Genomic DNA, 23292 nt, shown 5'->3' with positions numbered 1-23292 from the left:
AATTTTAAGAGGATTATCCTTGTCTTGCACGTTGGATATCACGCGTACGCTGCTTTTCTGCGCGTGCCATCAAATACCAGGCGATAAATCCGACAATTCCGACTACCGCGAGAATGAGCGTCGCAAGAGCGTTAATTTCCGGGTTGACGCCCATACGCACGTTGGAGAAGACCAGCATCGGTAGCGTGGTCGCCCCCGGCCCGGAAACGAAGCTGGCAATCACCAAATCGTCCAGTGACAGCGTAAACGCCAGAAGCCAGCCCGAGATCACCGCCGGCATAATCATCGGCAAGGTAATGATAAAGAACACTTTCAGCGGCGTCGCCCCGAGGTCCATCGCCGCTTCTTCAATCGAGCGGTCCAGCTCACGCAGACGCGACGAAATCACCACCGCCACATACGCCGTACAGAACGTGACGTGCGCCAGCCAAATGGTAAGCATGCCACGATCGGACGGCCAGCCAATCGCGTGACCGAGCGAAACGAACAGCAGCAATAACGATAAACCGGTGATGACATCCGGCATTACCAGCGGTGCGGTTATCATAAAGGCAAAGCCGTTGGAGCCGCGAAAACGGCCAAAACGCACCATCACCACCGCCGCAATCGTGCCCAGAATCGCCGCCATGGTTGCCGCGCAGGCGGCAATGGTCAGGCTAAGCCCCACCGCGCTCATCATCGCATCGTCGCGGAACAATTCGCCGTACCAACGCGTTGACCACCCCGCCCACACGGTTACCAGTTTTGAGCTGTTAAACGAGTAAATGACCAGCATCAGCATCGGCGCATACAGAAACGTAAACCCGAGCACCAGAATCAGAATTCGCCATGGTGAGCGGACGACCGGTAAGTTGTTCATCCGTGTTCTCCCATCTGTTTTTGCTGATGTTTGTGGAACCACATGATCGGCACAATCAGCAGCAGGAGCATGACGATCGCCACCGCCGATGCCACCGGCCAGTCGCGGTTGTTAAAGAACTCCTGCCACAGCACGCGACCAATCATAATGCTATCCGGGCCGCCAAGCAGTTCCGGAATAACAAACTCCCCCACCGCCGGGATAAACACCAGCATCGATCCGGCAATAATCCCGCCTTTCGTTAACGGCACAATCACGCTGAAGAAGGTTTTCAGCGGCCTTGCGCCCAGATCCAGGGACGCTTCCACTAGCGAGTAATCAATTCGCGTCAACGCCGTGTAGATAGGCAGCACCATAAACGGCAGATAGGCGTACACAATGCCGATATACACCGCGAGATTGGTGTGCAGGATCTCCAGCGGCTGGTCGATAATGCCGGCCCATTGCAGGAAATTACTCAGCACGCCGTTGCCTTTCAGGATACCCATCCAGGCATAAACGCGAATCAAAAACGACGTCCACGACGGCAGGATCACCAGCAATAACAGAATATTGCGCGTCGATGGTTTACTGTGCGCCACCGCCCACGCCAGCGGGTAGCCCAACAGCAGGCAGAAGATCGTCGAAATACCCGCCATCTGCAACGACTGGAAATAGGCCTCAATGTACAGGGGATCGTCGGTTAATTGCAGGAAATTGCCAAAATTAAGCGACAGCGTAAGCTGCCCGTCGTCCCACGACATGAGATCCGTATACGGAGGAATAGCTCGCGCCATCTCGGCCAGGCTGATTTTGAATACTGTCAGAAATGGCAGCAAAAACAGCAAAATTAGCCAGATAAACGGCAGCGCGATAACTATTTTACGCCCGTGCGCGACGTTCATACGCGTGAGCCACCGGGCAAAACCCGCCGGTTTCGCGGCGCGGGCTGGCGATTCTAAAGCACTCATCCGCCCTCCTTACACCGTCAGAACAACACAGCTATCAGCATCCCAGCACAGACGCACTTCATCGCCCCAGGTGGGTAATCCTTTTCGATAGCGATGTTCATTCTGTAGCTGCGCGCTGATCATCTGCCCGCTTTTCAGGCGAACGTGATAAATCGACAAGTCGCCGAGATAGGCAATATGCACCACCTCACCCACGGCAAAGTTATAGCCATTTTCAGGCGGCGCCTCGCAGAGCATGATTTTTTCCGGCCGCAGCGCGACGTATACCGGGACGTTATCCACCACCGACGCATCGGCATCGACCTTCAATGGATGCACCAGCCCCGGAGAATCAATCACCAGCCCGTCGTCTTCGCGCGACTTCAGTAGCCCTTCAAAGACATTCACTGAGCCAATAAACTCCGCGCTGTAGCGGGTAGTCGGATGCTCGTAAATCTCCTCCGGCTCGCCAATCTGCACAAACTTGCCGCGATTCATAATGGCGATGCGCCCAGCCATGGTCATCGCCTCTTCCTGGTCGTGCGTCACCATCACGCAGGTCGCGCCAACACGCTCCAGAATATCGACCACCTCCAGTTGCATCCGGTCGCGCAGTTTCTTATCCAGCGCGCCCATCGGCTCATCCAGCAGCAATAACTTTGGCCGCTTCGCCAGGCTTCTGGCCAGTGCTACACGCTGACGTTGACCGCCGGACAACTGATGTGGTTTACGTTTGGCAAATTCCTGCATATGTACCAGCGCCAACATTTCCGCGACACGGGCGCTAATTTCCGCTTTCGGCAGTTTGTCCTGCTTCAGGCCAAAAGCAATGTTTTGCTCAACGGTCATGTGGGGAAACAAGGCATAGGACTGAAACATCATGTTGATCGGACGCTGATAGGGCGGAACGTGCGCCAGGTCGACACCGTCGAGCATAATCTGCCCAGCGCTGGGCTGCTCAAAGCCAGCCAGCATACGCAGCAGCGTGGATTTTCCGCAACCGGATGCACCAAGCAGCGCAAAAATTTCGCCCTTATAAATGGTGAGGCTGACGTCATCCACGGCATGTTGGCCGTCATAAGATTTGGTCAGATTACGTATCTCCAGCAGCGGGGTGAGCGCTTTACGGATTTTCGCCTGTGGGCGGGGGGTCGCGTCGTTCAATGGGGTGCTCTCCGGCAAAAAAAACACACTCGTGATGGCCCGGTTGCCATACGAAAAACTGCTCTGCTAATCCGCCCGGTCGCGCGCGCCGGGCGGATTGCGTCAGTTATTTACCGCTTTTTACTTTGGTCCACGCGCGGGTACGCACGCGATCAATCTTCGGTTCCTGCACTTTCAGGGTGAAGAGTTTGGCGAAGACATCCGGCGGCGGATAAATGCCAGGATTATTGCGGATCGCCTCACTCACTAACGGGGTAGAGGCTTTATTGCCGTTGGCATAGAAAATATGATCGCTGATATGCGCCACCACATCAGGCTTCATCAGGTAGTTGAGGAACTGATAGGCTTCATCTTTATTTTTCGCATCGGCAGGCATCGCGAAGACATCAAAGAACGCCATAGCCCCCTCTTTCGGAATGCTAAAGGAAACATTCACGCCATTTTTCGCTTCTTTCGCGCGGTTAGCCGCCTGCCATACATCACCCGCCCAGCCGATGGCCACGCAGATGTCGCCGTTCGCCAGGTCGTTGATATATTGGGAAGAGTGGAAGTACCGCACGTTCGGACGCAGCTTCAGCAGCAGGTCTGTCGCCGGGCCGGTATAGTCATCTGCTTTGGTGCTGTTCGGATCTTTGCCCAGATAATTCAGCACGGTGGCAAAGACCTCCTCCGGGGCATCGAGGAAGGAAACGCCGCAGCTTTTCAGCTTCTCCAGATTTTCAGGTTTGAAGATGAGATCCCAGCTGTTCACGGGCGCATCCGCACCGAGCACCGCTTTCACTTTATCAACGTTGTAGCCAATACCGGTCGTTGCCCACATATAGGGCATCGCGTATTTGTTGTCCGGATCGTGTTTCGCCACCAGCTTCAGCACTTCCGGGTCGAGATTTTTCCAGTTCGGCAGTTTGCTTTTATCCAGCGGCTGGAACACGCCCGCCGTTAACTGGCGCTCCAGGAAGCTCGCCGAGGGCACGACAAGGTCAAACCCGGTGCTGCCCGCCATCAGTTTTCCTTCCAGCACTTCGTTGGAATCGAAAACGTCATACACCACTTTTATGCCGGTCTCTTTTTCAAAATTCGCCACCGTATCCGGCGCGATATAATCAGACCAGTTATAGATATGCAGCGTTTTTTGCTCCGCAGCGAGCGCGCTTGCCGAGGTGGCCATCAGCACACCCGTCACCAGACCCGTTAACCATTTTTTACTGAAAGCGGCCATATCTCTTTTCCTTCTCAACGTCCGTTAACATTTGGACCAAATACACGCAGTCGGAGGTATGCAATAATCATGCATATTTTGTCGTACCGCATTGAAGAAGAAATGGTTCCTCTCGCTGCAGTCGTTGCTCGCTTAACGGATGCAAAAACCTCGCCAAATCTGCAAAAGATTTGGCTAGTGAGGGGGAATCATCCGGGCATCGCAAGAATAACTGTAGCCAGAGATAGAGGCTATAGCTCAGCGTTAAAAACGCCTTTTATCAATTTTTTATGCAAGATCACTCTATCTGATAGGCCAAAAGGGCCTATCAGATAGTGAATGAATCTTTAAAATTAGGTTAAATACGGAATAAACGAACGTGATACGCAGCCGCGCTGGCAATGGCTGCGCTATTCGGGGGTAGGATCAGTGGAGAAAGTGGTATTGAATCTCTTCAGATGGCTGCTCTTCCTCTTCTTCCGTTTTGAACAGCAATTGCTGCGCGAAAGCCTCCAGAATCACCATCGACACCTGTTCTTCGCTTTGACGCATAAAGGCCACAAACTGCTCGTAGGCCACGCCCACAGAGGCAGATAAAGACTGGCAAACCACCAGCTTTGGCAGATTATCATCCTGTACATCGATGAACGCCTTGACCGTCAGCGAGCTGGCATTAATCGCAGAGAGATCCGCCGCCATCGCTAACAGTGCGGTTGGCCGAATTTCCGCCAGCGCAGAGAAGAGAATGGTGTTATCAATAAGGTCGATTTTAGCGTCAAACACGCCATCAAAATTTTGCATATGCGGCAGGTGCAACGCCTGACAGGTATCGCATTCATAGAAGCTGATGCCTGATTCGTCGAGCCACTGACGTAACGTATCCAGACTCGGGACGACGAGTGAATCCATATGACCTATGACCTCATGCGGTTTAAAACAGAACAAAACCGGGCAATGGGCCCGGCATTCGATCGCTATAGCTTACGCAAAATTGCACGCGTATACCACGAAAGCCGAAAAAACAGTCTCAGCCGCCGATTTTCAGACAAAAGCCAGGATGTGCCTGATGCTCAATCCACTCGATCATTTTGCCCGCGATATCAATACCGGTGGTTTTCTCAATGCCTTCCAGCCCCGGCGAGGCGTTTACCTCCATCACCAGCGGCCCCCGCGTAGCCCGCAGAATATCCACACCGGCGACATCAAGCCCCAGCGTTTGTGCGGCCTTCACGGCAATTTCGCGCTCGCGCAGCGTAATTTCCGCCACCGTCGCCACGCCGCCGCGATGTAAGTTAGAGCGGAAATCCCCCTCTTTCGCTCGCCGCTCAATCGCCGCCACCACACGATCGCCGACCACCAGGCAACGAATGTCGCATCCCTTCGCTTCTTCAATATATTCCTGAACCAGAATATGCGCGTTTAAGCCGCGAAAGGCGTCAATCACACTTTCCGCTGCCTGACGCGTCTCAGCAAGCACAACGCCAATACCCTGCGTGCCTTCCACCAGTTTAACCACCAGCGGTGCGCCGCCGACCATATCGATTAAATCGCTGGTGTCATCGGGCGAATGGGCGATACCGGTCACAGGCAGGTCGATACCCTGACGAGCCAGCAGTTGCAGCGATCGCAGCTTGTCACGCGCGCGGGTGATTGCGACAGATTCATTAAGCGGATAGCTGCCCAGCAGTTCAAACTGACGCAGCGCCGCTGTGCCATAAAAAGTAATCGCCGAACCAATACGCGGGATCACCGCGTCAAAATGCGGGAGCTTGCGCCCTTTATAATGGATGGACGACGCCGACGGGCTGATGTTCATATAGCAGGAGAGCGGATCGAGAATTTCGACGATATGACCACGGCGCATTGCCGCTTCACGCAGACGCTTACAGGAATAGAGCGTTCCATCCCGGGACAAAATGGCAATTTTCACCTTTTACCTCGCTAAAAAACCTGAAAAAAGCCCGCGTATCATACACGCACCGCCGGAAGAAAAATGGCGTCCGGCGGCCTTTTTTTCTTTCTAATAATCAAATCATTCGAATCGTATCAACGCGCGCAGCCAACGCAGAGACAATTTGAAGGATGAAGATTATTAGCGGGTCGCCCAGCCCTGCTTGTGGAGATAATCGAGAATAAACGGGCGATTCTCTTTGATGATGGTGCGGCGAATATGGTCGCTCCAGGTGTCACGACGGTTATTGCTGCCGCGCGAGAGATAATATTCCGCAAGCTGTTCGTCGTATTTCGCCAGTTCGTTAACATCCAGCGGTTGATAATGGTTTTCATGCACCACGATAGAGGCAGGCAGGCGCGGTTTGATATCCGGGTTGCTGTCCGGCCAGCCCAGGCACAAACCAAACAGCGGCAGCACGTGTTCAGGTAGCTTCAACAGCTCGGTCACTGCCTCAATGCTGTTACGAATTCCGCCGATGTAAACACCGCCGAGCCCAAGGGATTCTGCGGCGGTAAAGGCATTCTGCGCCATCAACGCGGTATCGACCACGCCCAGCAGCAGTTGCTCCGCCAGGCCGAGCTGCGCGTCCGGGCAAATTTGCAGATGGCGATTAAAATCGGCGCAGAAAACCCAGAATTCCGCAGCCTGCGCGACATGCTGTTGGCCGCCGGTCATCTCGACCAGTTGCGCGCGCATTGTTTTATCGGTGATGCGGATAATCGAACTGCACTGTAAAAAACTCGAACTGGATGCCGCCTGGGCGCTGGCGATAATCGCCGCGCGTTGCTCGTCACTGATGGGCTTATCGGTAAACTGGCGAATAGAACGATGGCTGAGAAGCAGATCAATGGTCGGCGTCATCATGTTTTTCCTTTTCTTGTTTAGGGGGCGTTTTGGCACTACGCCCCATCAATTGTGGTGCAACGGTTTGCGCCATGCCCCAAAACAGGGCAAAAGCGGCGGGGAGCATCAGGATTATCCCGGCGAAAATCATCACCGCCGCCGCCTCCTGGCTGGCAACAGGCGCAGGCAATGTGACATAGCCGTTGAGAGAGAGCCAGGCGGCCCCTAACAACACCATGCCGATTGCTTCCAGAATCAAAACGCTTTTGGGTAACGCCCCGAGCGAACGCATGCGTCCTCCGCTTAACCGTGTTGCTTTATCAGACCTCAAGTCTATCTCACACAAAGCGATTGTTGCAGGGCAATTCGCCACACATAGTCAGAATGAATCGAAGCAACAGGCAGAACCTTCTTTCGCACCAGACGTAATCAGGTCATGATGAGCGCCTTATTTTAAGGTTGAGGAGAGAAACGATGTTCACCGTAATTTTTGGTCGCCCGGGATGCCCGTACTGTGTTCGCGCAAAAGAACTGGCTGAAAAACTGACGCAGGAACGCGACGACTTCAACTATCGCTACGTTGATATTCACGCGGAAGGCATCAGCAAAGCCGATCTGGAAAAAACAGTGGGTAAACCGGTTGAGACGGTGCCGCAGATCTTCGTTGATCAGCAGCACATCGGTGGCTGTACGGATTTTGAAGCCTGGGCAAAAGAGACCCTCGGCCTGTACGCTTAATCCTTCCGATGCCCATCCAGCGGGTGGGCATCCTCATCACGGTTTTTCAGCCGTAATAGGGCTGTCACAAACAAGAAGCACAACGCCCCCAGTGCACACCAGAATACCGCACTAAACAACCACGCCAGCTCCTGCCAGAACGAACGCTCAGAATAGAAAAACAACCTCATCAGCACCATACATAATGGCGCAGCCAGAATCGCACCGACCAGTGGCCGTAACAAGCGACGTCTTGGGGAGATAAAGCTGGCGACCGCACCGGGAATTAAAAAGAACAATAACCCCAGCTCAGGCGCGCCAGACGCACGAAATGCGCCCTTCATATGCAGCAGCAATGAAAAGAAAACCACGATAAAAAGCAGGAAACAGCAGATCACGCCGGTCCAGCCGCGTTCAGATCTCAAAGGATCCTCCTGAAAAATTCTCTATCAAACTCAACATTTCACCCATTGGGCGCCCAGTCAGATAAAGCATCTGGCCATCCGTGCCAAAACACTTAAGTACAAAAAGCGATTGTTGCTAGCCGAAGCGATAAGGAACGATTAAACTAACGGCTTCAATTTTTTGGTTATTTTGTAGGTACAGAACAGAGGCAACTACGCGGCTGTCTGAACCAAAACATTAGACTAAATAACCAACTCTTTCAACAAGTTACTGGTAAACAAGAAGTTAGTCTCCGTGAATATAAACGTCGCAGATTTGTTAAATGGGAATTACATCCTGTTATTATTCGTGGTGCTGGCACTTGGCCTTTGCCTGGGGAAATTACGTCTGGGTTCCGTTCAACTCGGTAATTCTATTGGCGTTTTAGTCGTCTCCCTGTTATTAGGCCAGCAGCATTTCAGCATTAACACGGAGGCGCTCAATCTTGGCTTTATGCTGTTTATTTTCTGCGTGGGCGTAGAAGCCGGACCTAACTTTTTTTCAATTTTCTTCCGCGACGGCAAAAATTATCTGATGCTGGCGCTGGTGATGGTAGGCAGCGCACTGCTGATTGCCCTGGGCCTTGGTAAGCTATTCGGCTGGGACATCGGTCTGACGGCCGGTATGCTCGCAGGTTCAATGACATCCACCCCGGTGCTGGTTGGCGCAGGCGATACGCTTCGCCATTCGGGCATGGAACCGGGCTTGCTGGCTATCGCCCAGGATCACTTAAGCCTCGGATACGCCCTTACCTACTTGATTGGTCTGGTCAGCTTGATTGTTGGCGCGCGCTATCTGCCAAAACTGCAACATCAGGATTTGCAAACCAGCGCCCAGCAAATCGCCCGCGAACGTGGCCTGGATACGGACACTAATCGTAAAGTCTATCTGCCGGTTATCCGCGCCTATCGCGTTGGCCCGGAACTGGTCGCGTGGGCCGACGGTAAAAACCTGCGCGAACTGGGTATTTATCGCCAGACGGGATGCTATATCGAGCGTATTCGACGCAATGGTATTCTGGCGAACCCGGACGGTGATGCGGTATTGCAAATGGGCGATGAAATTGCGCTGGTGGGATATCCGGACGCGCATGCTCGTCTCGACCCGAGCTTCCGTAACGGTAAAGAAGTCTTTGACCGCGACCTGCTCGACATGCGCATCGTCACCGAAGAAATCGTAGTCAAAAACCACAATGCCGTTGGCCGTCGCCTGGCGCAACTGAAACTCACCGACCACGGTTGCTTCCTCAACCGCGTCATTCGCAGCCAGATCGAAATGCCCATCGATGATAACGTGGTGCTGAATAAAGGCGATGTGCTTCAGGTGAGCGGCGACGCACGACGCGTTAAAACCGTTGCCGACCGCATTGGCTTCGTCTCTATTCACAGTCAGGTCACTGACCTGCTGGCCTTCTGCGCCTTCTTTATTGTTGGCCTGATGATCGGCATGATCACCTTCCAGTTCAGCAACTTTAGTTTCGGCGTTGGTAACGCAGCGGGTCTGCTGTTTGCCGGCATCATGCTCGGCTTCCTGCGAGCGAACCATCCGACCTTCGGTTACATCCCGCAGGGTGCGCTGAACATGGTGAAAGAGTTCGGCCTGATGGTGTTTATGGCGGGCGTGGGTTTAAGCGCAGGCAGCGGCATCGGCAATAGCCTCGGCGCGGTCGGCGGCCAGATGCTGGTCGCGGGGTTGATTGTCAGCCTGGTGCCGGTGGTGATTAGCTTCCTGTTCGGCGCGTACATTCTGCGCATGAACCGCGCGCTGCTGTTCGGTGCCATCATGGGCGCACGTACCTGCGCACCGGCGATGGAAATCATAAGCGACACTGCACGAAGCAACATTCCAGCGCTGGGCTATGCCGGCACCTACGCAATTGCTAACGTGTTGTTAACATTGGCCGGTACACTGATTATCATCATTTGGCCTGGGCTAGGATAATTCTTAGTCTTAAATGTTTAGAAAAATTTTTAGGGATACAGAGAACTTTTCGCATAAGCGTCAGTCATAACTTATGCCACTGCTTTTCTTTGATGTCCCCATTTTGTGGAGCCCATCAACCCCGCCAGATTTGGTTCAAGGTTGATGGGTTTTTTGTTTTCTACAGCCCCTCTCCCGCAATCCTTCCCACCGTTTCCCGTATCTGCGCCTTTGTCAGCGGCTGGCGGTCGGTGACAAAATGTAGCGTCATCCCTTCGATAAACGCATCCAGCGCGCGGGCGGTTGCCGGGTCAAACCACTGCTCCAGCGTTTGCTGGCTACGCTGCATCCAGTTTTGCATCACGCCTTTTAACGCCGGGCGATTGCTGGCAAAAGCATACAACTGATACATCAGCGTCATGTTACGCGGCGTGGTGACTTCACTACTATAGATAAGCTGAGTGATTGCATCACAGGCGGCGGCAGGGTTTTCAACCCCACAGAAAAAGTCACGATACTCCTGAGACATCCGTTCGGTGAATACCGTGAACGCCTCCACCAGCAATGCTTCAATGCCGTCAAAGTAATAGGTCATCGAACCCAGCGGGACATCGGCACAACTGGCGATTTTGCGGTGCGTGACGGCGCTGATGCCGTGGGCGGCGATGGTTTCCAGCGTGGCGTCCAGGATGCGCTCCCGGCGCTGCGGATCGTTGGGTCGACGGGCCATATTTCTCCTCGTTTGTTTATGTACAAATGTACACAGCCTTGCTAGTGTTGTCGCATCATTTCGTCAACTTCGCTAATGGATAACAATGTGACGCCCCGCAAGACCCTTCAGTTGCGCATGTATGCGCTGTTTATGTTCTTCTTTTTACCGGGCTTACTAATGGCCTCATGGGCGACACGTACGCCTGCTATCCGCGATATTTTATCGGTGTCGACGGCGGAGATGGGCATTGTGCTGTTCGGGCTGTCGGTGGGCTCAATGAGCGGTATTCTTTGCTCTGCTCCACTGGTGAAACGTTTTGGCACGCGCACGGTGATTCGCACGACTATGTCCTGTGCCATTATCGGGATGCTGATTTTAAGTATCGCACTCTGGTTCAGCTCAGCATGGATATTTGCCGCCGGGCTGGCAGTGTTTGGCGGCAGCTTTGGCGCGGCGGAAGTGGCCATTAATGTTGAAGGCGCTGCCGTTGAACAAGAGATGAAAAAAACCGTACTGCCGATGATGCACGGTTTTTACAGCTTCGGAACCCTGGTGGGCGCAGGCGTGGGGATGGCGTTAACCGCGTTTGGTCTACCCGCAATGTGGCATATTGCCCTGGCAGCGCTGGTGGGCATCGCACCTATCGCTATCGCCATACGGGCTATCCCCGAAGGTACCGGCAAAAATGCCGCGGATGGCACACAGCATAGTGAGAAAGGCGTTCCCTTCTGGCGCGATATGCAACTGATGCTGATAGGCGTTGTGGTGCTGGCGATGGCATTTGCCGAAGGCTCGGCGAATGACTGGTTGCCGTTGCTGATGGTTGACGGTCACGGGTTTAGCGCGAAATCCGGCGCCTTAATTTATGCCGGATTCACCCTGGGCATGACCCTTGGCCGCTTTACCGGCGGTTGGTTCATTGATCGCTACAGCCGCGTGACGGTGGTTCGTGCCAGTGCGCTGATGGGCGCGCTGGGTATCGCGCTGATAATCTTTGTCGATATCGACTGGGTTGCCGGCGTATCCGTAATTTTATGGGGGCTGGGCGCGTCGCTGGGCTTCCCGTTAACCATTTCCGCCGCCAGCGATACCGGCCCGGATGCGCCGACCCGCGTGAGCGTCGTCGCCACCACCGGTTATCTTGCTTTTCTTGTCGGGCCGCCGCTGCTGGGCTTCCTCGGCGAACATTATGGTCTGCGCAGCGCCATGCTCGCCGTGCTGGCGCTGGTGCTGGTCGCTGCGCTGGTAGCGCGTGCGGTGGCTAAACCTGAACCCAACGTTGTGATGGAGAGTAATGGATGAGTATCAAACTGATTGCAGTCGACATGGATGGCACCTTTCTCAGCGATGCAAAAACCTATAATCGGGAGCGATTCCTGGCTCAGTATCAGCGCATGAAACAGCAAGGTATCCGCTTCGCCGTCGCCAGCGGCAACCAGTATTATCAGCTCATCTCCTTCTTCCCGGAGATTGTTGATGAAATCGCGTTTGTTGCCGAAAACGGCGGCTGGGTAGTGGATGCCGGTGAAGATATTTTCAACTGCAGTATTCCAGAGCAGCATTTCCTGGACGTGGTGCGCTATCTGCAAACCCGTACCGAACTGGAGATCATTGCCTGCGGAAAACAGAGCGCTTACACGCTAAAACGCTACGATCAGGCATTCAAGGATATCGCCATCCGCTACTATCATCGTCTGGAAGAAGTCGATAACTTCGACAATATTAAAGATACTTTCCTGAAGTTTGGTCTGAATGTCCCGGATACTCTGGTGCCCGAGATGCAAAAACTGATTCATGAAGAAGTGGGCGATATGCTCACCGCCGTCACGACCGGCCATGGCAGTATCGACCTTATCGTCCCTGGCGTTCATAAAGCGAACGGCCTGCGTCTGCTGCAGGCGCGTTGGGGCATTGACGACAGCGACGTTCTGGCCTTTGGCGACAGCGGTAACGATATCGAAATGCTGCAACAGGCGGGGTACGGTTTTGCGATGGCGAATGCGTCGGACGTGGTGAAGTCAGTAGCGAAATATCGTGCGCCGCATAATAACGAAGAGGGTGTGCTGGACATTATTGAGAAAGCATTGAACGGCGAAGCCCCGTTCGCCTGAATGACTGCCCGGCAGCGCTTGCCGGGCTTAAACATTATTGCGGCTGGTTGCTGCTGCCGACCGATTTGTCTTTCAGGAAGAAAACAACCGCCACCAGCCACAGCACGCCGTTCGCCAGGTTGAAGAGGCTAAACAGCCCGTTCCCGCCTTGCAGGTACATGTGTTTGCTGACTTCGATACCGACGGTAAAAATCAGCATCTGCAACATGCCCATCGCCGCCGAAACGGTGCCTTTGCTCATCTCGCTGGCAAACAGCGTCAAACGCACCAGGCCGGCATTCGCCACACCAATGCCAAACGCGTAAACGCTCAATCCCGCCGTCATCCACAGATAGGCGTGCGAGGAAACGACCGTTGCCGCCGCCGCCAGCACTAAACCGGCCATAATCGGCCAACCGCCCATGATAATCAGTGAACGCACAGAGCGGCGAGAGGTCAGGCGCGCCAGCGTCAGGTTACCGGCGATCAGCGCGCCGAAGATCGGCACCTGTAACAGGCCATATTCATAGCTGCTGGCCTGCTCACCGCTGATAATAATCACCGGTGATTGGGCAATCCACGCCAGCAACGGCAGGCTAACAAAGCCCGTTGCCAGCGCGCCCGCCAGGAAACGCCCATTTTTGAGCACCAGCGCGTAATCACGACCTAACTCACCGAGCGATAGTTTTTCGCCGATACGCGTTGCGGTTTCCGGCATTGCGCGGAACAAGCCGCCGAAAGCGACAACCGAGAGCAAGGCGAACAGCACAAACATACCTTCCCACGGCGCAACGTGCACCCAGGCCGCACCGACCAGCGGGCCAAGCAGTGGCGCAATCAGCGCAACGTTTGCCATCAGCGCGGTAATCTTAATGCAGGTGGCTTCGTCGAAAGATTCCTGAATTGCCGCATAGCCTACCGCGCCGATAAAGCACAGGCTGACCCCTTGCAGAAAACGCAGGAAAATAAACTGTTCGATATTGTGTACCAGCAGCGTCGCCAGGCAAGTGACAATAAACCATACCACGCCGGTCAACATCACCGGGCGGCGGCCAATACGGTCCGACAGCGGCCCCAGCAGCCACTGTAAAAACATGCCGCCTGCCATATAAGCCGTCATTGAGGTGGGAACCCACTCGTTGCCCGCGTTGAATTGTTCCACCACCGCCAGCATACCCGGCTGAATCATATCGTTGCCGATATAGGTGGAGAATTCGTACAGCACCAGACAGAGCGGAAAAAGCAGCGCCTGACGGCCCAGACGTTTGCCGGAAAGAGAGGGATTACTCATTACCAAAACTAACTCAGTGTAAAAACGCGCAAGTTTAATCCACAGGTCGTAGTGACGATAGTAAATTATCGCTCAGATGTAATAATTCCGCACAAATTTACTCGTTTAAGGTTTACTTAACTTTGGATGGGTATAGTGTGCTGATTTCAACGAGTTAACCTGATTAGTACGCGTGCATGGGAGCGGAATTAAGACAATCCCCCTTTACCGCTGCGGTTAAGCTTTTTAAGGTATCGGTCATTAATCTGTCATAAAAGTCTGGATATTATGCTGGAAATCCTGAACCACCAACTCTTCGCGCTGTTGAATGCCACCCCCGCTTCGGCACAGTGGTTAATCACTCTGGCGACCTTTATCGCCCGCGACCTTATCTCTATCGTTCCCTTCCTGGCGGCTGCGCTCTGGCTTTGGGGGCCGAAACAACAGGTTTGCGCCCAGCGTCAACTGGTGGTTAAAACCGCGCTGGCAATAGTCGTCGCCCTGACGCTTTCATGGGTTGTGGGCCATCTTTTCCCGCACGATCGTCCCTTTGTTGATGGCGTAGGCTACAACTTCCTGCCGCATGCCGCAGACGACTCCTTCCCAAGCGATCACGGTACGGTGATTTTCACCTTTGCCCTCGCCTTCCTGTTCTGGCACCGTTTGTGGTCCGGCGCGATATTAATGGTTATTGCCTGCGCGATCGCCTGGTCACGGGTTTATCTTGGCGTGCACTGGCCTATCGATATGCTCGGCGGTTTCCTGAGCGGCCTGATTGGCTGCCTGACCTCACAAATGCTCTGGCATCGCTTTGGCTCTCAGGTCTATCAACGCCTGCAATCACTCTACCGTATGCTTTTCTCCCTTCCCATTCGCAAGGGTTGGGTGCGTGACTAAGCCGTCAGGCACAGGTAATATGACAGGCTGACTCCGGCGCCCTGCCGGAGCTGGCCCGGCAGAGGAAACATGGAAACACGACGCGACGAGCGGATTGGTCAACTCATTCAGGCATTAAAACGCAGCGATAAACTGCACCTTAAAGAAGCCGCAGCGCTGTTGGGCGTTTCAGAAATGACGGTTCGCCGTGACCTGAATAGCCAGAGCGGGCCAGTGGTGCTACTCGGCGGCTACATCGTCCTCGAACCGCGTAGCGCCTCGCATTATCTCTTAAGCGATCAAAAAACACGCCTGGTGGACGAAAAGAAGCGTGCGGCTCAGCATGCTGCGCAGTTGTTGAAAGCACACCAGATGGCCTTTTTTGACTGCGGTACGACGACACCGTGGATCATTGACGCTATTGATAATGAGCTGCCTTTTACCGGGGTTTGCTATTCGCTGAACACCTTCCTGGCGTTACAGGAAAAACCCAACTGCAAAGTTATCCTCTGCGGGGGCGAGTTTCATGCCAGCAACGCCATCTTTAAACCGCTGAGCGAACACGACACGCTGGCCCATCTCTGCCCGGATATCGCCTTTTATTCGGCGGCTGGCATCGACATTATTCAGGGCGCAACCTGCTTTAATCTTGAAGAGTTACCCGTAAAACACTGGGCGATGCGTCAGGCGCGCTACCACGTGCTGGTGGCGGATCACAGTAAATTTGGTAAGGTACGCCCGGCAAGAATGGGCGCGCTGGAGAAGTTTGATGTAATTGCCAGTGATATTCGCCCGGATGATGATATTGTCGCGCTGGCGAAAAAAACGCAGATATCCTTACTTTACTGACCGCGCCAGCTGGCGCGGCCTGTTATCGTCAATTAAGAGAACCAGCTACCAAACCATTCGTGGAATTTCATCAGCACGAAATCGAGCATCCGGTTAAAGAACCCGCCCTCTTCCACGGCTTCCATCACGATCAGCGGACGCTGTTCAATAGTTTTATCATTCAGTTTAAAGTCGATAGTCCCAACAACCTGGCCCTTCTTGAGCGGCGCGGTGAGCTGCGGTTGTGTCAGTGAGTAACTGGCCTTCAGGTTTTTCAGTTGCCCTTTCGGTATAGTAATTGAGCCCGCTTCGCCTGCACCCAGCTTCGCTTCGCTGGTATTGCCGAACCAGACGCGCTGCGTCACAAAGGTGGCGTCCGGTTTAATCGGCGTCACGGTTTCGAAGAAGCGGAAGCCCCAGGTCAACAGTTTTTCTGATTCGCCAAAGCGGATACGGTCCGTTTTGGTGCCGAGTACCACGGAAATCAGACGCATTTCGCCCTGACTGGCAGACGCCACCAGGTTATAGCCCGCCCCTGCGGTGGTGCCCGTTTTCACGCCGTCGACGTTCAGGCTTGAGCTCCACAACAGACGGTTACGGTTTGGCTGACGAATATTGTTAAAGGTGAACTCTTTCTCTTTGTGAATCGCGTACTCTTCCGGCACATCGTGGATCATGGCTTTGGTCAACAAGGCCATGTCGCGCGCAGTACTGAACTGCCCCGGCGCATCGAGGCCGTGGACGGTTTTGAAGGTGGTATTGGTGAGGCCAATTTTCTGTGCATAGCCGTTCATCAGGCTCACGAAGGAGTCCTGGCTGCCTGCGACATAATCCGCAATGGCGATACTGGCGTCGTTACCGGACTGGATAATCACACCTTTATTCAGGTTCTCAACGGAAACCTGTTCGCCTGGCTTCAGGAACATGACGGAAGAGCCACGCAGTGCCGGGTTACCTGTCGCCCATGCATCTTTTCCGATGGTGACCATATCGGTCGGCTTAATTTTCCCCGCTTTCAGCGCCTGGCCCACCACGTAGCTGGTCATGATTTTGGTCAGGCTGGCCGGGTCCAGTTTTTCGTCCGCATTCCCTTCGGTTAACACTTTACCGCTGGAGTAATCCATCAGGATCCACGCACGTGCGTCAATCGACGGCGCATCAGGAAGTTGTTCCGCCGCCTGCACAGCAGGTGCGACAAGAAGTAAAAGAGCAGAGCCCGTCACCAGGCCTCGAAGGGAAAAAGCATCACGCGTCATAAAAGCCACCCAAGTATCCATTCCAAAAAAACACGCCACTACCGTTACCGTGCTGCACCAGGCGGTGAGTAATAACGTATAAACTCTCTCAATGAAACAGTGAGTTGGTAAAGTTTGTTAAGTTTACGCAAGATCCCCCTGATGTGCGAAAATCCTGAACAATTTTTTGATCGAGATTGCCTAATGCTCAGGATTGAATCACCATGCTGATACGTACTGATACGAAACATTGGGGTGATTATGATTACGCTGTGGGGACGCAATAACTCAACGAACGTGAAAAAGGTCCGCTGGACGCTGGAGGAACTGGAATTACCTTATCAGCAGATTATGGCGGGCATGGAATTTGGTTTGAACCACGATGCCGAATTCCTGGCACTCAATCCCAATGGTCTGGTGCCGCTGTTGAAAGATGACGAGGCGGGTATTGTGCTGTGGGAGTCAAATACTATCGTGCGTTATCTGATAGCCCAGTACGGTCAGAGTCGTCTGTGGCAGGAATCACCCGTGAAGCGCGCACAGGGCGAGAAGTGGATGGACTGGGCCAATGATACGCTCTCCCCCAGCCACCGCCTGATCCTGATGGGGCTGGTCAGAACGCCGCCGGAAAAACGCGATCACGCGGCGATTGAAAAAGCCATCACCCAGTGTGAACCGTTGCTGGCGATGCTTGACGCCGAACTGGCGAAGCATCGCTGGTTATCCGGTGACGACTTTGGCCCCGGCGATATCGCTGTTGCACCGTTCGTTTACAACCTGCTGGAAACGGTAAAAACCTGGCAGCCGTATCCGAATCTGACGCGCTGGTATCAGCAGCTTGCAGATCGCCCGGCCTTCAAGAATGTGGTGATGATCCCCGTCACCTGATGCCCCTCAGGTACGCTGGCTGCTGCCGCGTACCTGTAATTTCCCCACCAGCCGGACGTGAGTGGCAACATCATCACCGTCGCATAAGTAAGCTACCGCCATTCGGCCCAGCTCGCTGTAAGCTAACTGTACGCTGGTGAGCCTCGGCGTAAGCTGATGCGCAATCCGCTGATCGTCGTAGCCGCACACCAGAATGTCATCCGGCACCTTAATATTCAGCGTCGCCAGCGCCTGGTAGCAGCCGAGCGTCATCCAGTCGCTGGCGCAGAAAATAGCCTGCGGTGGCTGCGGTAATTTCATTAATTCCAGCGTGGCGTTGAAGGTGGCATTCAACGACCAGTCTGTCGGCTTGATTAACGCGTCATCAATGGCTATCCCCGCCTGCTCAAGCGTCTGTCGATAGCCTTCCAGGCGCAGGACGCTGGCGTCCATCCATTCATCCCCGGTAATGTGTGCGATACGCGTCACGCCTTGCTCCAGCAGATGATTTACTATCTGGCAGGCATTCGCGCGGTCGTCTGGCAAAAAGGTAGGCAGCAGTGGCCGCGCAGGGTCGTACTGATTCAGTAATACCACCGGGACATTAAGCAGCGGCTCAAACGGAGAAAAATCGAACGCTCGTGTCGTTGGGCTCGCCAGAATCACGCCCGCGCATTTACGCCCCGCCAGCTGTTGGATGATTTGCCGGGCCATCTCAAAATCATCGCCATAGTCATATACTGTCAGCAACGTATCCCGCTGCCAGGCCGTACCGCTGGCCTCACTCAGCGCATCAATAAAGGGATCGTAACCGTCCATTCCGCACAACAGCAATGCAATCTCTTCCTGCCCTTCCTGGCGGTGCGCCACGGCGATTTTCTTATAACCCAGCTTTTGCGCCGCAATGAAAACACGCTCACGCGTATCGTCGCTCAAACGCACCGCCCGACTATTGTTCAGCACCAGCGATACGGTGGCCTGCGACACCCCCGCTTCTCTGGCTATATCGCTCATGGTTATCTTATTTTTCTTTTGCATTTCGGCTCCTTATCGCTGCCGACTATAGCACAAAACATCTACGACTTTTTTGTGAACAAAACGGCAAAATGCCAGGAATTTTATTGCGTGAGTCACGCAGGTAATAAATATTAGCTAATATTATTACCAATGGAGAAGACTCATGCAATCTCAGTGGAGTAAGTCACAGGCGCAGGAGTGGTACAAGAATCATGGATGGGCCTGTGGATTTAACTATTTACCGCGCACGGCGGTGAACTGGACGGAAATGTGGCAGGCCGATACCTTCGACGCCCACACTATCGATCAGGAGCTGGAGTGGGCGCACAATTATGGCTATAACGCCCTGCGTACCAACCTGCCGTTCATTGTCTGGGAAGACGACCGCGATGGTCTTTTGTCGCGTATCGACACCTTTCTGACACTTGCCGCAAAACATAAAATCCAGGTGATGCTGACCCTGATGGATGATTGTGGTTTCTCCGGCGACGAACCCTATCTTGGCCCGCAAAAAGAGCCAGTACCGAACCTGCATAACAGTCAGGCGGCAGCCAGCCCGGGGCGCGCTATCGTGATGAGCCCAAGCCTCTGGCCACGTGTCGAAGCCTATGTGCGCGACATCTTAACCCGCTTTAAAAATGATGACCGCGTGGCTATCTGGGATCTCTACAATGAACCCGGCAACCGAGGCGTATTTAGCGGCCCCGGCGAATCTGGCGAAGTAGATGAAGCGCTGGAAGAGTTCGCGTTAACACTCATGGTCTCCGTATTCAGTTGGGCGCATGACATCCGCCCGAGCCAGCCGCTGACCGTTGGCGCATGGCATGTGGATCACGATGAATACGACACGTTTGAACATCCCATTGATGCCACCGCGCTGGCGCTGTCTGATATCGTCAGCTACCACAACTACAATACCGCCGCCCGTCAACTGGACATTCTGGCAAAACTGGCCCAGCGCAACCGTCCGGTACTGTGCACCGAATGGCTTGCCCGCCATGTCGATTGCAACTTCAGTGAACAACTTCCACTGTTCAGCGCCTTCGAAACGGGCTGCTACCACTGGGGGCTGGTCGCCGGAAAAACCCAAACCTGGATCCCCTGGCCGGGCGTGCAAAAAACGCATCCAGATCCGCAGTCGCTGTGGTTCCACGATGTGCTTCACGCCGACGGTAAACCGTGGTGCCAACAGGAAATGACACTGGTAAAAGCGTTATCTGCCTACCATCAACAGCGCAGAGAAAGCCGCTGATCTTTTACACGGAGGAATTCTTCAATGAAAAAATCAGTTCTATTGATGTTGGCCTGCTGCGCGTTCAGCGCGATGCCAATCCTTGCGCACAGCGCCGATCAGGTCGAACTGCGTTTTGCCTGGTGGGGCGGTAAAGCCCGTAACCAGGCGACCATGAAAGCGCTGGAAGCTTTCCAGGCGAAATATCCGAACATTAAGGTGAAAGCCGAATATACCGGCTGGGACGGTTTTTATCCTCGCCTGACCACGCAGATGAACAGCAACACCGAAGCCGATGTTATCCAGACCAACTGGAACTGGCTGACGCTGCTGTCGAAAAAAGGCGATGGTTTTTACGATCTCAACAAACTGAGTCAACCGCTGGGTCTGGATCAATACCCGCCTGAAGCGCTGGCAACGACCACCGTAAATGGCAAAATCAACGCCATTCCTATTTCGTCCAACGTCATGTTGTTCTTCTACAACGCCGCTACATGGAAAAAAGCGGGCGTCGAGTTCCCAAAAACCTGGGATGAATTGCTGGCGACTGGCCCGGTATTTAAACAGAAACTGGGCGATAACTATTATCCGCTGATCCTCTCCGAGCAGGATGCTTTGCTGATGCTGCGTTCTTATATGTACCAGAAGAACCAGAAAGAGATGATCGACGAGAAAACGAAGAAGATCGCCTGGTCACATGAGGAACTGGTCGAGGCGTTAACCTTCTACCGCAAGCTGGCGGATAACCACGTTATCCCGGACACCAAAGCGATGGCCTCGTTTGGTAAAGGCGTGAATTACGAAATGAAGCCGTGGATCAACGGCGAATGGGGCGGCGTTTATAACTGGAACGTATTGTACACCGCAGAATCGCAGAACCTGAAAAACCCGTCAGACCTGGTGATGGGCCCCTATCCGATGCATAAAGACGCAAAAGATGCCGGGCAGTTTAGTAAAACCGCGCTGATGTACTCCATCAGCCGCAACACCAAACATCCGCAGGAAGCGGCTCTACTGTTGCACTTCCTGATGAGTGAACCTGAAGGTGTTCTCCCGGTCGGACTTGAACGCGGCGCACCGCTGAGCCATGACGGAGAAAAAATCCTCCGCGATGCTGGCATCCTGAAAGATGAAGACCCGGTGATTGCCGGGCTGATTCAGTCGAAGTCAATGCCAAACAAATCGACAGCCATGCCGTATCTGGAAGATCCGCAATTTGGCGCACTGTTCACCGCCGCCAGAGAAAGCATCGACCACGGTAAAGCCTCTATCGACGAAGCTGCAACCACCTTCGAAGAGCAGGCGAACCGTATTTTACGTCGCATTATGCGTTAATTTTTAGGACTGATTTTCAGCAACTCGCCGTCGGACTCATCGGTTAAGACATACAGATAACCGTCGAGTCCGACGCGTACATCGCGGATGCGCTGTTTGCGCTCGCCGAGAATGCGCATCTCTTCCGTCACTTTATCGCCATCCACCTGCATCACAATCACCGATTCATCCTTCAACGCGCCGATAAACAGTTTGTGCTGCCACTGTGGGAACGTCTTCGCATCGTAAAACGCCATACCGCTCAACGCCGGAGATTTCTTCCACACATAAAGCGGTGGCTCGGTGCCAGCCGCTGTTTCCCCTTTGGCTTCGGGGATTGGCAGCCCACTGTAGTTAATGCCGTGCGTCGCCAGCGGCCAGCCATAGTTTTTGCCTGCTTGCGGAATGTTGATTTCATCACCGCCACGCGGGCCGTGCTCATTTAGCCACAATGTCTCGCTCCACGGATTCATCGCCATCCCCTGCGGGTTACGAATACCGTAAGACCAGATTTCCGGACGCACACCTGATTTATTCACCCACGGGTTATCGCCCGGTATCTTCCCTTCCTCAGTCAGGCGCACGACTTTGCCCTGAAGTTTATCGAGATCCTGCGCGGTGCTGCGTTGATTGTTTTCACCGAGGCCAATATAGAGATGCCCTTTGCCATCAAACACCAGCCTGCCGCCAAAATGATTACCGGTAGAGAGCTTCGGCATCTGTCGGAACACCACGCTGAAATCACTCAGGGTTTGGTTATCGGCACTTAATTTTCCGTAACCGACTGCCGTTCCGGCTTTGCCATCGTCACCCGCTTCCGCAAAGCTCAGCCACACGCGGCGCGACTGGGCAAAATCCGGGGCCAACGCGACATCCAGCAGCCCGCCCTGCCCGTTTGCCCATACCTTCGGCACGCCCGAAATGGGTGCTGAGAGCCCTTTTCCTTGCTGCCAGTGACGCAGTTCGCCGCCACGAAGCGTAATCAGCATGCCGTGACCATCCGGCAGAAAAGCCAGCGACCAGGGGTGCTCAAGCTTATCCTGCAACACCTGAACATTAACCTCCGCCGATTGAGCGGAAGCGACATACAGCAGAGAACTTAAGGTCAAAGTAAGAAAAGTACGACGCATAGCCCACTCCGGTAGCCATCATTGATTGGCTTAAGGTTAGACAACGTCATTGATTATGCGGGAGATTTTACAAAACCTTTAACAGGGGGAGCTAACTCCCCCTGAGGTCAGGCGTGCAGAGGGTCGATGTGGGCATTCATGCTATAAATGCTTTCACTCAACGTCGTCAGACAGCGTTCGAGCGATTCCACGTTAACGGCGATAGAGGTCGGGCAGTCATGGTGCCCGGTCATCAAACACACAGCCGCAGAAGCGATTGCTTCGCCTGCCTGCCGCAAAGCATCCCTTTCTTTCGGCGTTGCGGACTGTATCAGCTGTGGTGCTTTGCTACGCAATTCACCACATAAATCAAACAAGTTAGTACGCAGATGCTCGTTATCGCTGATCGACATGTATCCCTTCGCTTTTCTGAGTTGCAGGTAAGCGTCGAGATCGATGCGCGCATTGATGATTTTATTCATCATGTTGCGTTTCAGCGTCATTCCACTCATGTGATTTCCTCCCTCCTCATCCATTTGGCATATTTATTATAAGGTCATTTTTCGTACAGAACGATGCGTAAGGTCAATAATTCAACAACTGAAACGCGCCGGAAACACTTTTTCTACACTGCCGGTAATCTTCCACTCCGGGCCTGAAAAATGGTGATTGACGTATCTGGCTGTCATGGCGCGCCGTATGTATAATCTCCCGA

General features: G+C 53.8%; 24 protein-coding genes. 9 read left to right on the top strand and 15 right to left on the bottom strand.

Annotation, left to right across the window (positions count from 1 at the left end; translation table 11 throughout):
• Positions 1-13: 13 nt before the first annotated feature.
• The 8 genes from potI to NMC31_RS01655 all read right to left on the bottom strand — a co-directional run bounded on the left by potI (position 14) and on the right by NMC31_RS01655 (position 7239).
• Positions 14-859 (bottom strand): putrescine ABC transporter permease PotI, encoded by an 846-nt coding sequence (gene potI, locus NMC31_RS01690; protein ID WP_015965147.1) that lies wholly within the window; start codon positions 857-859, stop codon positions 14-16.
• Positions 856-1809, bottom strand: coding sequence for a putrescine ABC transporter permease PotH (gene potH / locus NMC31_RS01685; RefSeq protein ID WP_253896733.1), 954 nt, complete (start codon positions 1807-1809; stop codon positions 856-858). Before potH ends, potI begins: the two co-directional genes overlap by 4 nt.
• 9 nt (positions 1810-1818) lie before the next feature.
• A complete protein-coding gene (gene potG / locus NMC31_RS01680) occupies positions 1819-2952 on the bottom strand; it encodes a putrescine ABC transporter ATP-binding subunit PotG (protein ID WP_149461462.1) in 1134 nt (377 codons plus the stop codon).
• 106 nt (positions 2953-3058) lie between these two features.
• Positions 3059-4171, bottom strand: coding sequence for a spermidine/putrescine ABC transporter substrate-binding protein PotF (gene potF / locus NMC31_RS01675; protein ID WP_149461461.1), 1113 nt, complete (start codon positions 4169-4171; stop codon positions 3059-3061).
• Positions 4172-4576: 405 nt separating this feature from the next.
• On the bottom strand, positions 4577-5059 hold the full coding sequence (locus NMC31_RS01670; protein ID WP_253896732.1) for a type III secretion system chaperone family protein: 483 nt from the start codon (positions 5057-5059) through the stop codon (positions 4577-4579).
• A gap of 118 nt (positions 5060-5177) precedes the next feature.
• The gene (gene rimK / locus NMC31_RS01665) at positions 5178-6080 is read right to left on the bottom strand and encodes a 30S ribosomal protein S6--L-glutamate ligase (protein WP_253896731.1); all 903 of its coding nucleotides are present in this window, start codon (positions 6078-6080) and stop codon (positions 5178-5180) included.
• Between the two features lie 162 nt (positions 6081-6242).
• On the bottom strand, positions 6243-6965 hold the full coding sequence (gene nfsA / locus NMC31_RS01660) for an oxygen-insensitive NADPH nitroreductase (RefSeq protein ID WP_253896821.1): 723 nt from the start codon (positions 6963-6965) through the stop codon (positions 6243-6245).
• A complete protein-coding gene (locus NMC31_RS01655) occupies positions 6949-7239 on the bottom strand; it encodes a DUF1418 family protein (RefSeq protein ID WP_149461458.1) in 291 nt (96 codons plus the stop codon). The genes nfsA and NMC31_RS01655 overlap by 17 nt, the downstream gene beginning before the upstream one ends.
• Positions 7240-7421: 182 nt before the next feature.
• On the opposite strand from NMC31_RS01655, the gene NMC31_RS01650 reads away from it, so the two are divergent.
• Positions 7422-7685, top strand: coding sequence for a GrxA family glutaredoxin (locus NMC31_RS01650; RefSeq protein ID WP_015965155.1), 264 nt, complete (start codon positions 7422-7424; stop codon positions 7683-7685).
• Here NMC31_RS01650 and NMC31_RS01645 read toward each other — a convergent pair.
• Positions 7682-8089: an inner membrane protein YbjM gene (locus NMC31_RS01645; protein WP_149461457.1), complete on the bottom strand. Its 408-nt coding sequence runs from the start codon at positions 8087-8089 to the stop codon at positions 7682-7684. The two genes, NMC31_RS01650 and NMC31_RS01645, sit on opposite strands and share 4 nt — an antisense overlap.
• A gap of 274 nt (positions 8090-8363) precedes the next feature.
• Between NMC31_RS01645 and NMC31_RS01640 the strand changes: the two genes are divergently transcribed.
• Positions 8364-10049, top strand: coding sequence for an aspartate:alanine antiporter (locus NMC31_RS01640; RefSeq protein WP_108474643.1), 1686 nt, complete (start codon positions 8364-8366; stop codon positions 10047-10049).
• 160 nt (positions 10050-10209) lie between these two features.
• Here NMC31_RS01640 and NMC31_RS01635 read toward each other — a convergent pair whose 3' ends face one another.
• Positions 10210-10758, bottom strand: coding sequence for a TetR/AcrR family transcriptional regulator (locus NMC31_RS01635; RefSeq protein ID WP_253896730.1), 549 nt, complete (start codon positions 10756-10758; stop codon positions 10210-10212).
• Positions 10759-10875: 117 nt separating this feature from the next.
• On the opposite strand from NMC31_RS01635, the gene NMC31_RS01630 reads away from it, so the two are divergent.
• Positions 10876-12042: an MFS transporter gene (locus tag NMC31_RS01630; protein ID WP_253896820.1), complete on the top strand. Its 1167-nt coding sequence runs from the start codon at positions 10876-10878 to the stop codon at positions 12040-12042.
• The gene (locus tag NMC31_RS01625) at positions 12039-12851 is read left to right on the top strand and encodes a Cof-type HAD-IIB family hydrolase (protein WP_253896729.1); all 813 of its coding nucleotides are present in this window, start codon (positions 12039-12041) and stop codon (positions 12849-12851) included. Before NMC31_RS01630 ends, NMC31_RS01625 begins: the two co-directional genes overlap by 4 nt.
• Positions 12852-12885: 34 nt before the next feature.
• On the opposite strand, the gene NMC31_RS01620 is transcribed toward NMC31_RS01625, so the two are convergent.
• Positions 12886-14121, bottom strand: coding sequence for an MFS transporter (locus tag NMC31_RS01620; protein WP_149461453.1), 1236 nt, complete (start codon positions 14119-14121; stop codon positions 12886-12888).
• Between the two features lie 267 nt (positions 14122-14388).
• On the opposite strand from NMC31_RS01620, the gene ybjG reads away from it, so the two are divergent.
• Entirely contained in the window at positions 14389-14997 is a 609-nt protein-coding gene (gene ybjG / locus NMC31_RS01615) for an undecaprenyl-diphosphate phosphatase (RefSeq protein ID WP_015965162.1), read from the top strand.
• Between the two features lie 69 nt (positions 14998-15066).
• On the top strand, positions 15067-15825 hold the full coding sequence (gene deoR, locus NMC31_RS01610; protein ID WP_149461452.1) for a DNA-binding transcriptional repressor DeoR: 759 nt from the start codon (positions 15067-15069) through the stop codon (positions 15823-15825).
• Between the two features lie 32 nt (positions 15826-15857).
• Here the strand turns inward: deoR and dacC are convergent, their stop codons facing one another.
• A complete protein-coding gene (gene dacC, locus NMC31_RS01605) occupies positions 15858-17060 on the bottom strand; it encodes a serine-type D-Ala-D-Ala carboxypeptidase (RefSeq protein WP_253896819.1) in 1203 nt (400 codons plus the stop codon).
• Positions 17061-17300: 240 nt separating this feature from the next.
• Here dacC and NMC31_RS01600 point away from each other — a divergent pair, with 240 nt between their 5' ends.
• Complete coding sequence (locus tag NMC31_RS01600) at positions 17301-17927, top strand: glutathione S-transferase family protein (protein WP_253896728.1); 627 nt, start codon at positions 17301-17303, stop codon at positions 17925-17927.
• 6 nt (positions 17928-17933) lie between these two features.
• Here the strand turns inward: NMC31_RS01600 and NMC31_RS01595 are convergent, their stop codons facing one another.
• Complete coding sequence (locus tag NMC31_RS01595) at positions 17934-18944, bottom strand: LacI family DNA-binding transcriptional regulator (RefSeq protein WP_149461450.1); 1011 nt, start codon at positions 18942-18944, stop codon at positions 17934-17936.
• A 142-nt stretch (positions 18945-19086) separates the two neighbouring features.
• On the opposite strand from NMC31_RS01595, the gene NMC31_RS01590 reads away from it, so the two are divergent.
• Positions 19087-20175 (top strand): glycoside hydrolase 5 family protein, encoded by a 1089-nt coding sequence (locus NMC31_RS01590; protein WP_253896727.1) that lies wholly within the window; start codon positions 19087-19089, stop codon positions 20173-20175.
• 24 nt (positions 20176-20199) lie between these two features.
• Complete coding sequence (locus tag NMC31_RS01585; RefSeq protein WP_253896726.1) at positions 20200-21489, top strand: ABC transporter substrate-binding protein; 1290 nt, start codon at positions 20200-20202, stop codon at positions 21487-21489.
• Here the strand turns inward: NMC31_RS01585 and NMC31_RS01580 are convergent.
• Both NMC31_RS01580 and NMC31_RS01575 read right to left on the bottom strand, forming a co-directional pair.
• A complete protein-coding gene (locus tag NMC31_RS01580) occupies positions 21486-22598 on the bottom strand; it encodes a PQQ-dependent sugar dehydrogenase (RefSeq protein WP_253896725.1) in 1113 nt (370 codons plus the stop codon). The two genes, NMC31_RS01585 and NMC31_RS01580, sit on opposite strands and share 4 nt — an antisense overlap.
• Before the next feature lie 107 nt (positions 22599-22705).
• Entirely contained in the window at positions 22706-23089 is a 384-nt protein-coding gene (locus tag NMC31_RS01575) for a biofilm formation regulator BssR (protein ID WP_188016803.1), read from the bottom strand.
• Positions 23090-23292: the final 203 nt, after the last annotated feature.

The sequence above is a fragment of the Pseudocitrobacter vendiensis genome (assembly GCF_943590815.1).
GTDB classification, from domain to species: Bacteria; Pseudomonadota; Gammaproteobacteria; order Enterobacterales; family Enterobacteriaceae; genus Pseudocitrobacter; species Pseudocitrobacter vendiensis.
Note: the sequence above shows the minus strand (reverse complement) of the source record. Positions and strands in the feature narration are given on the sequence as shown.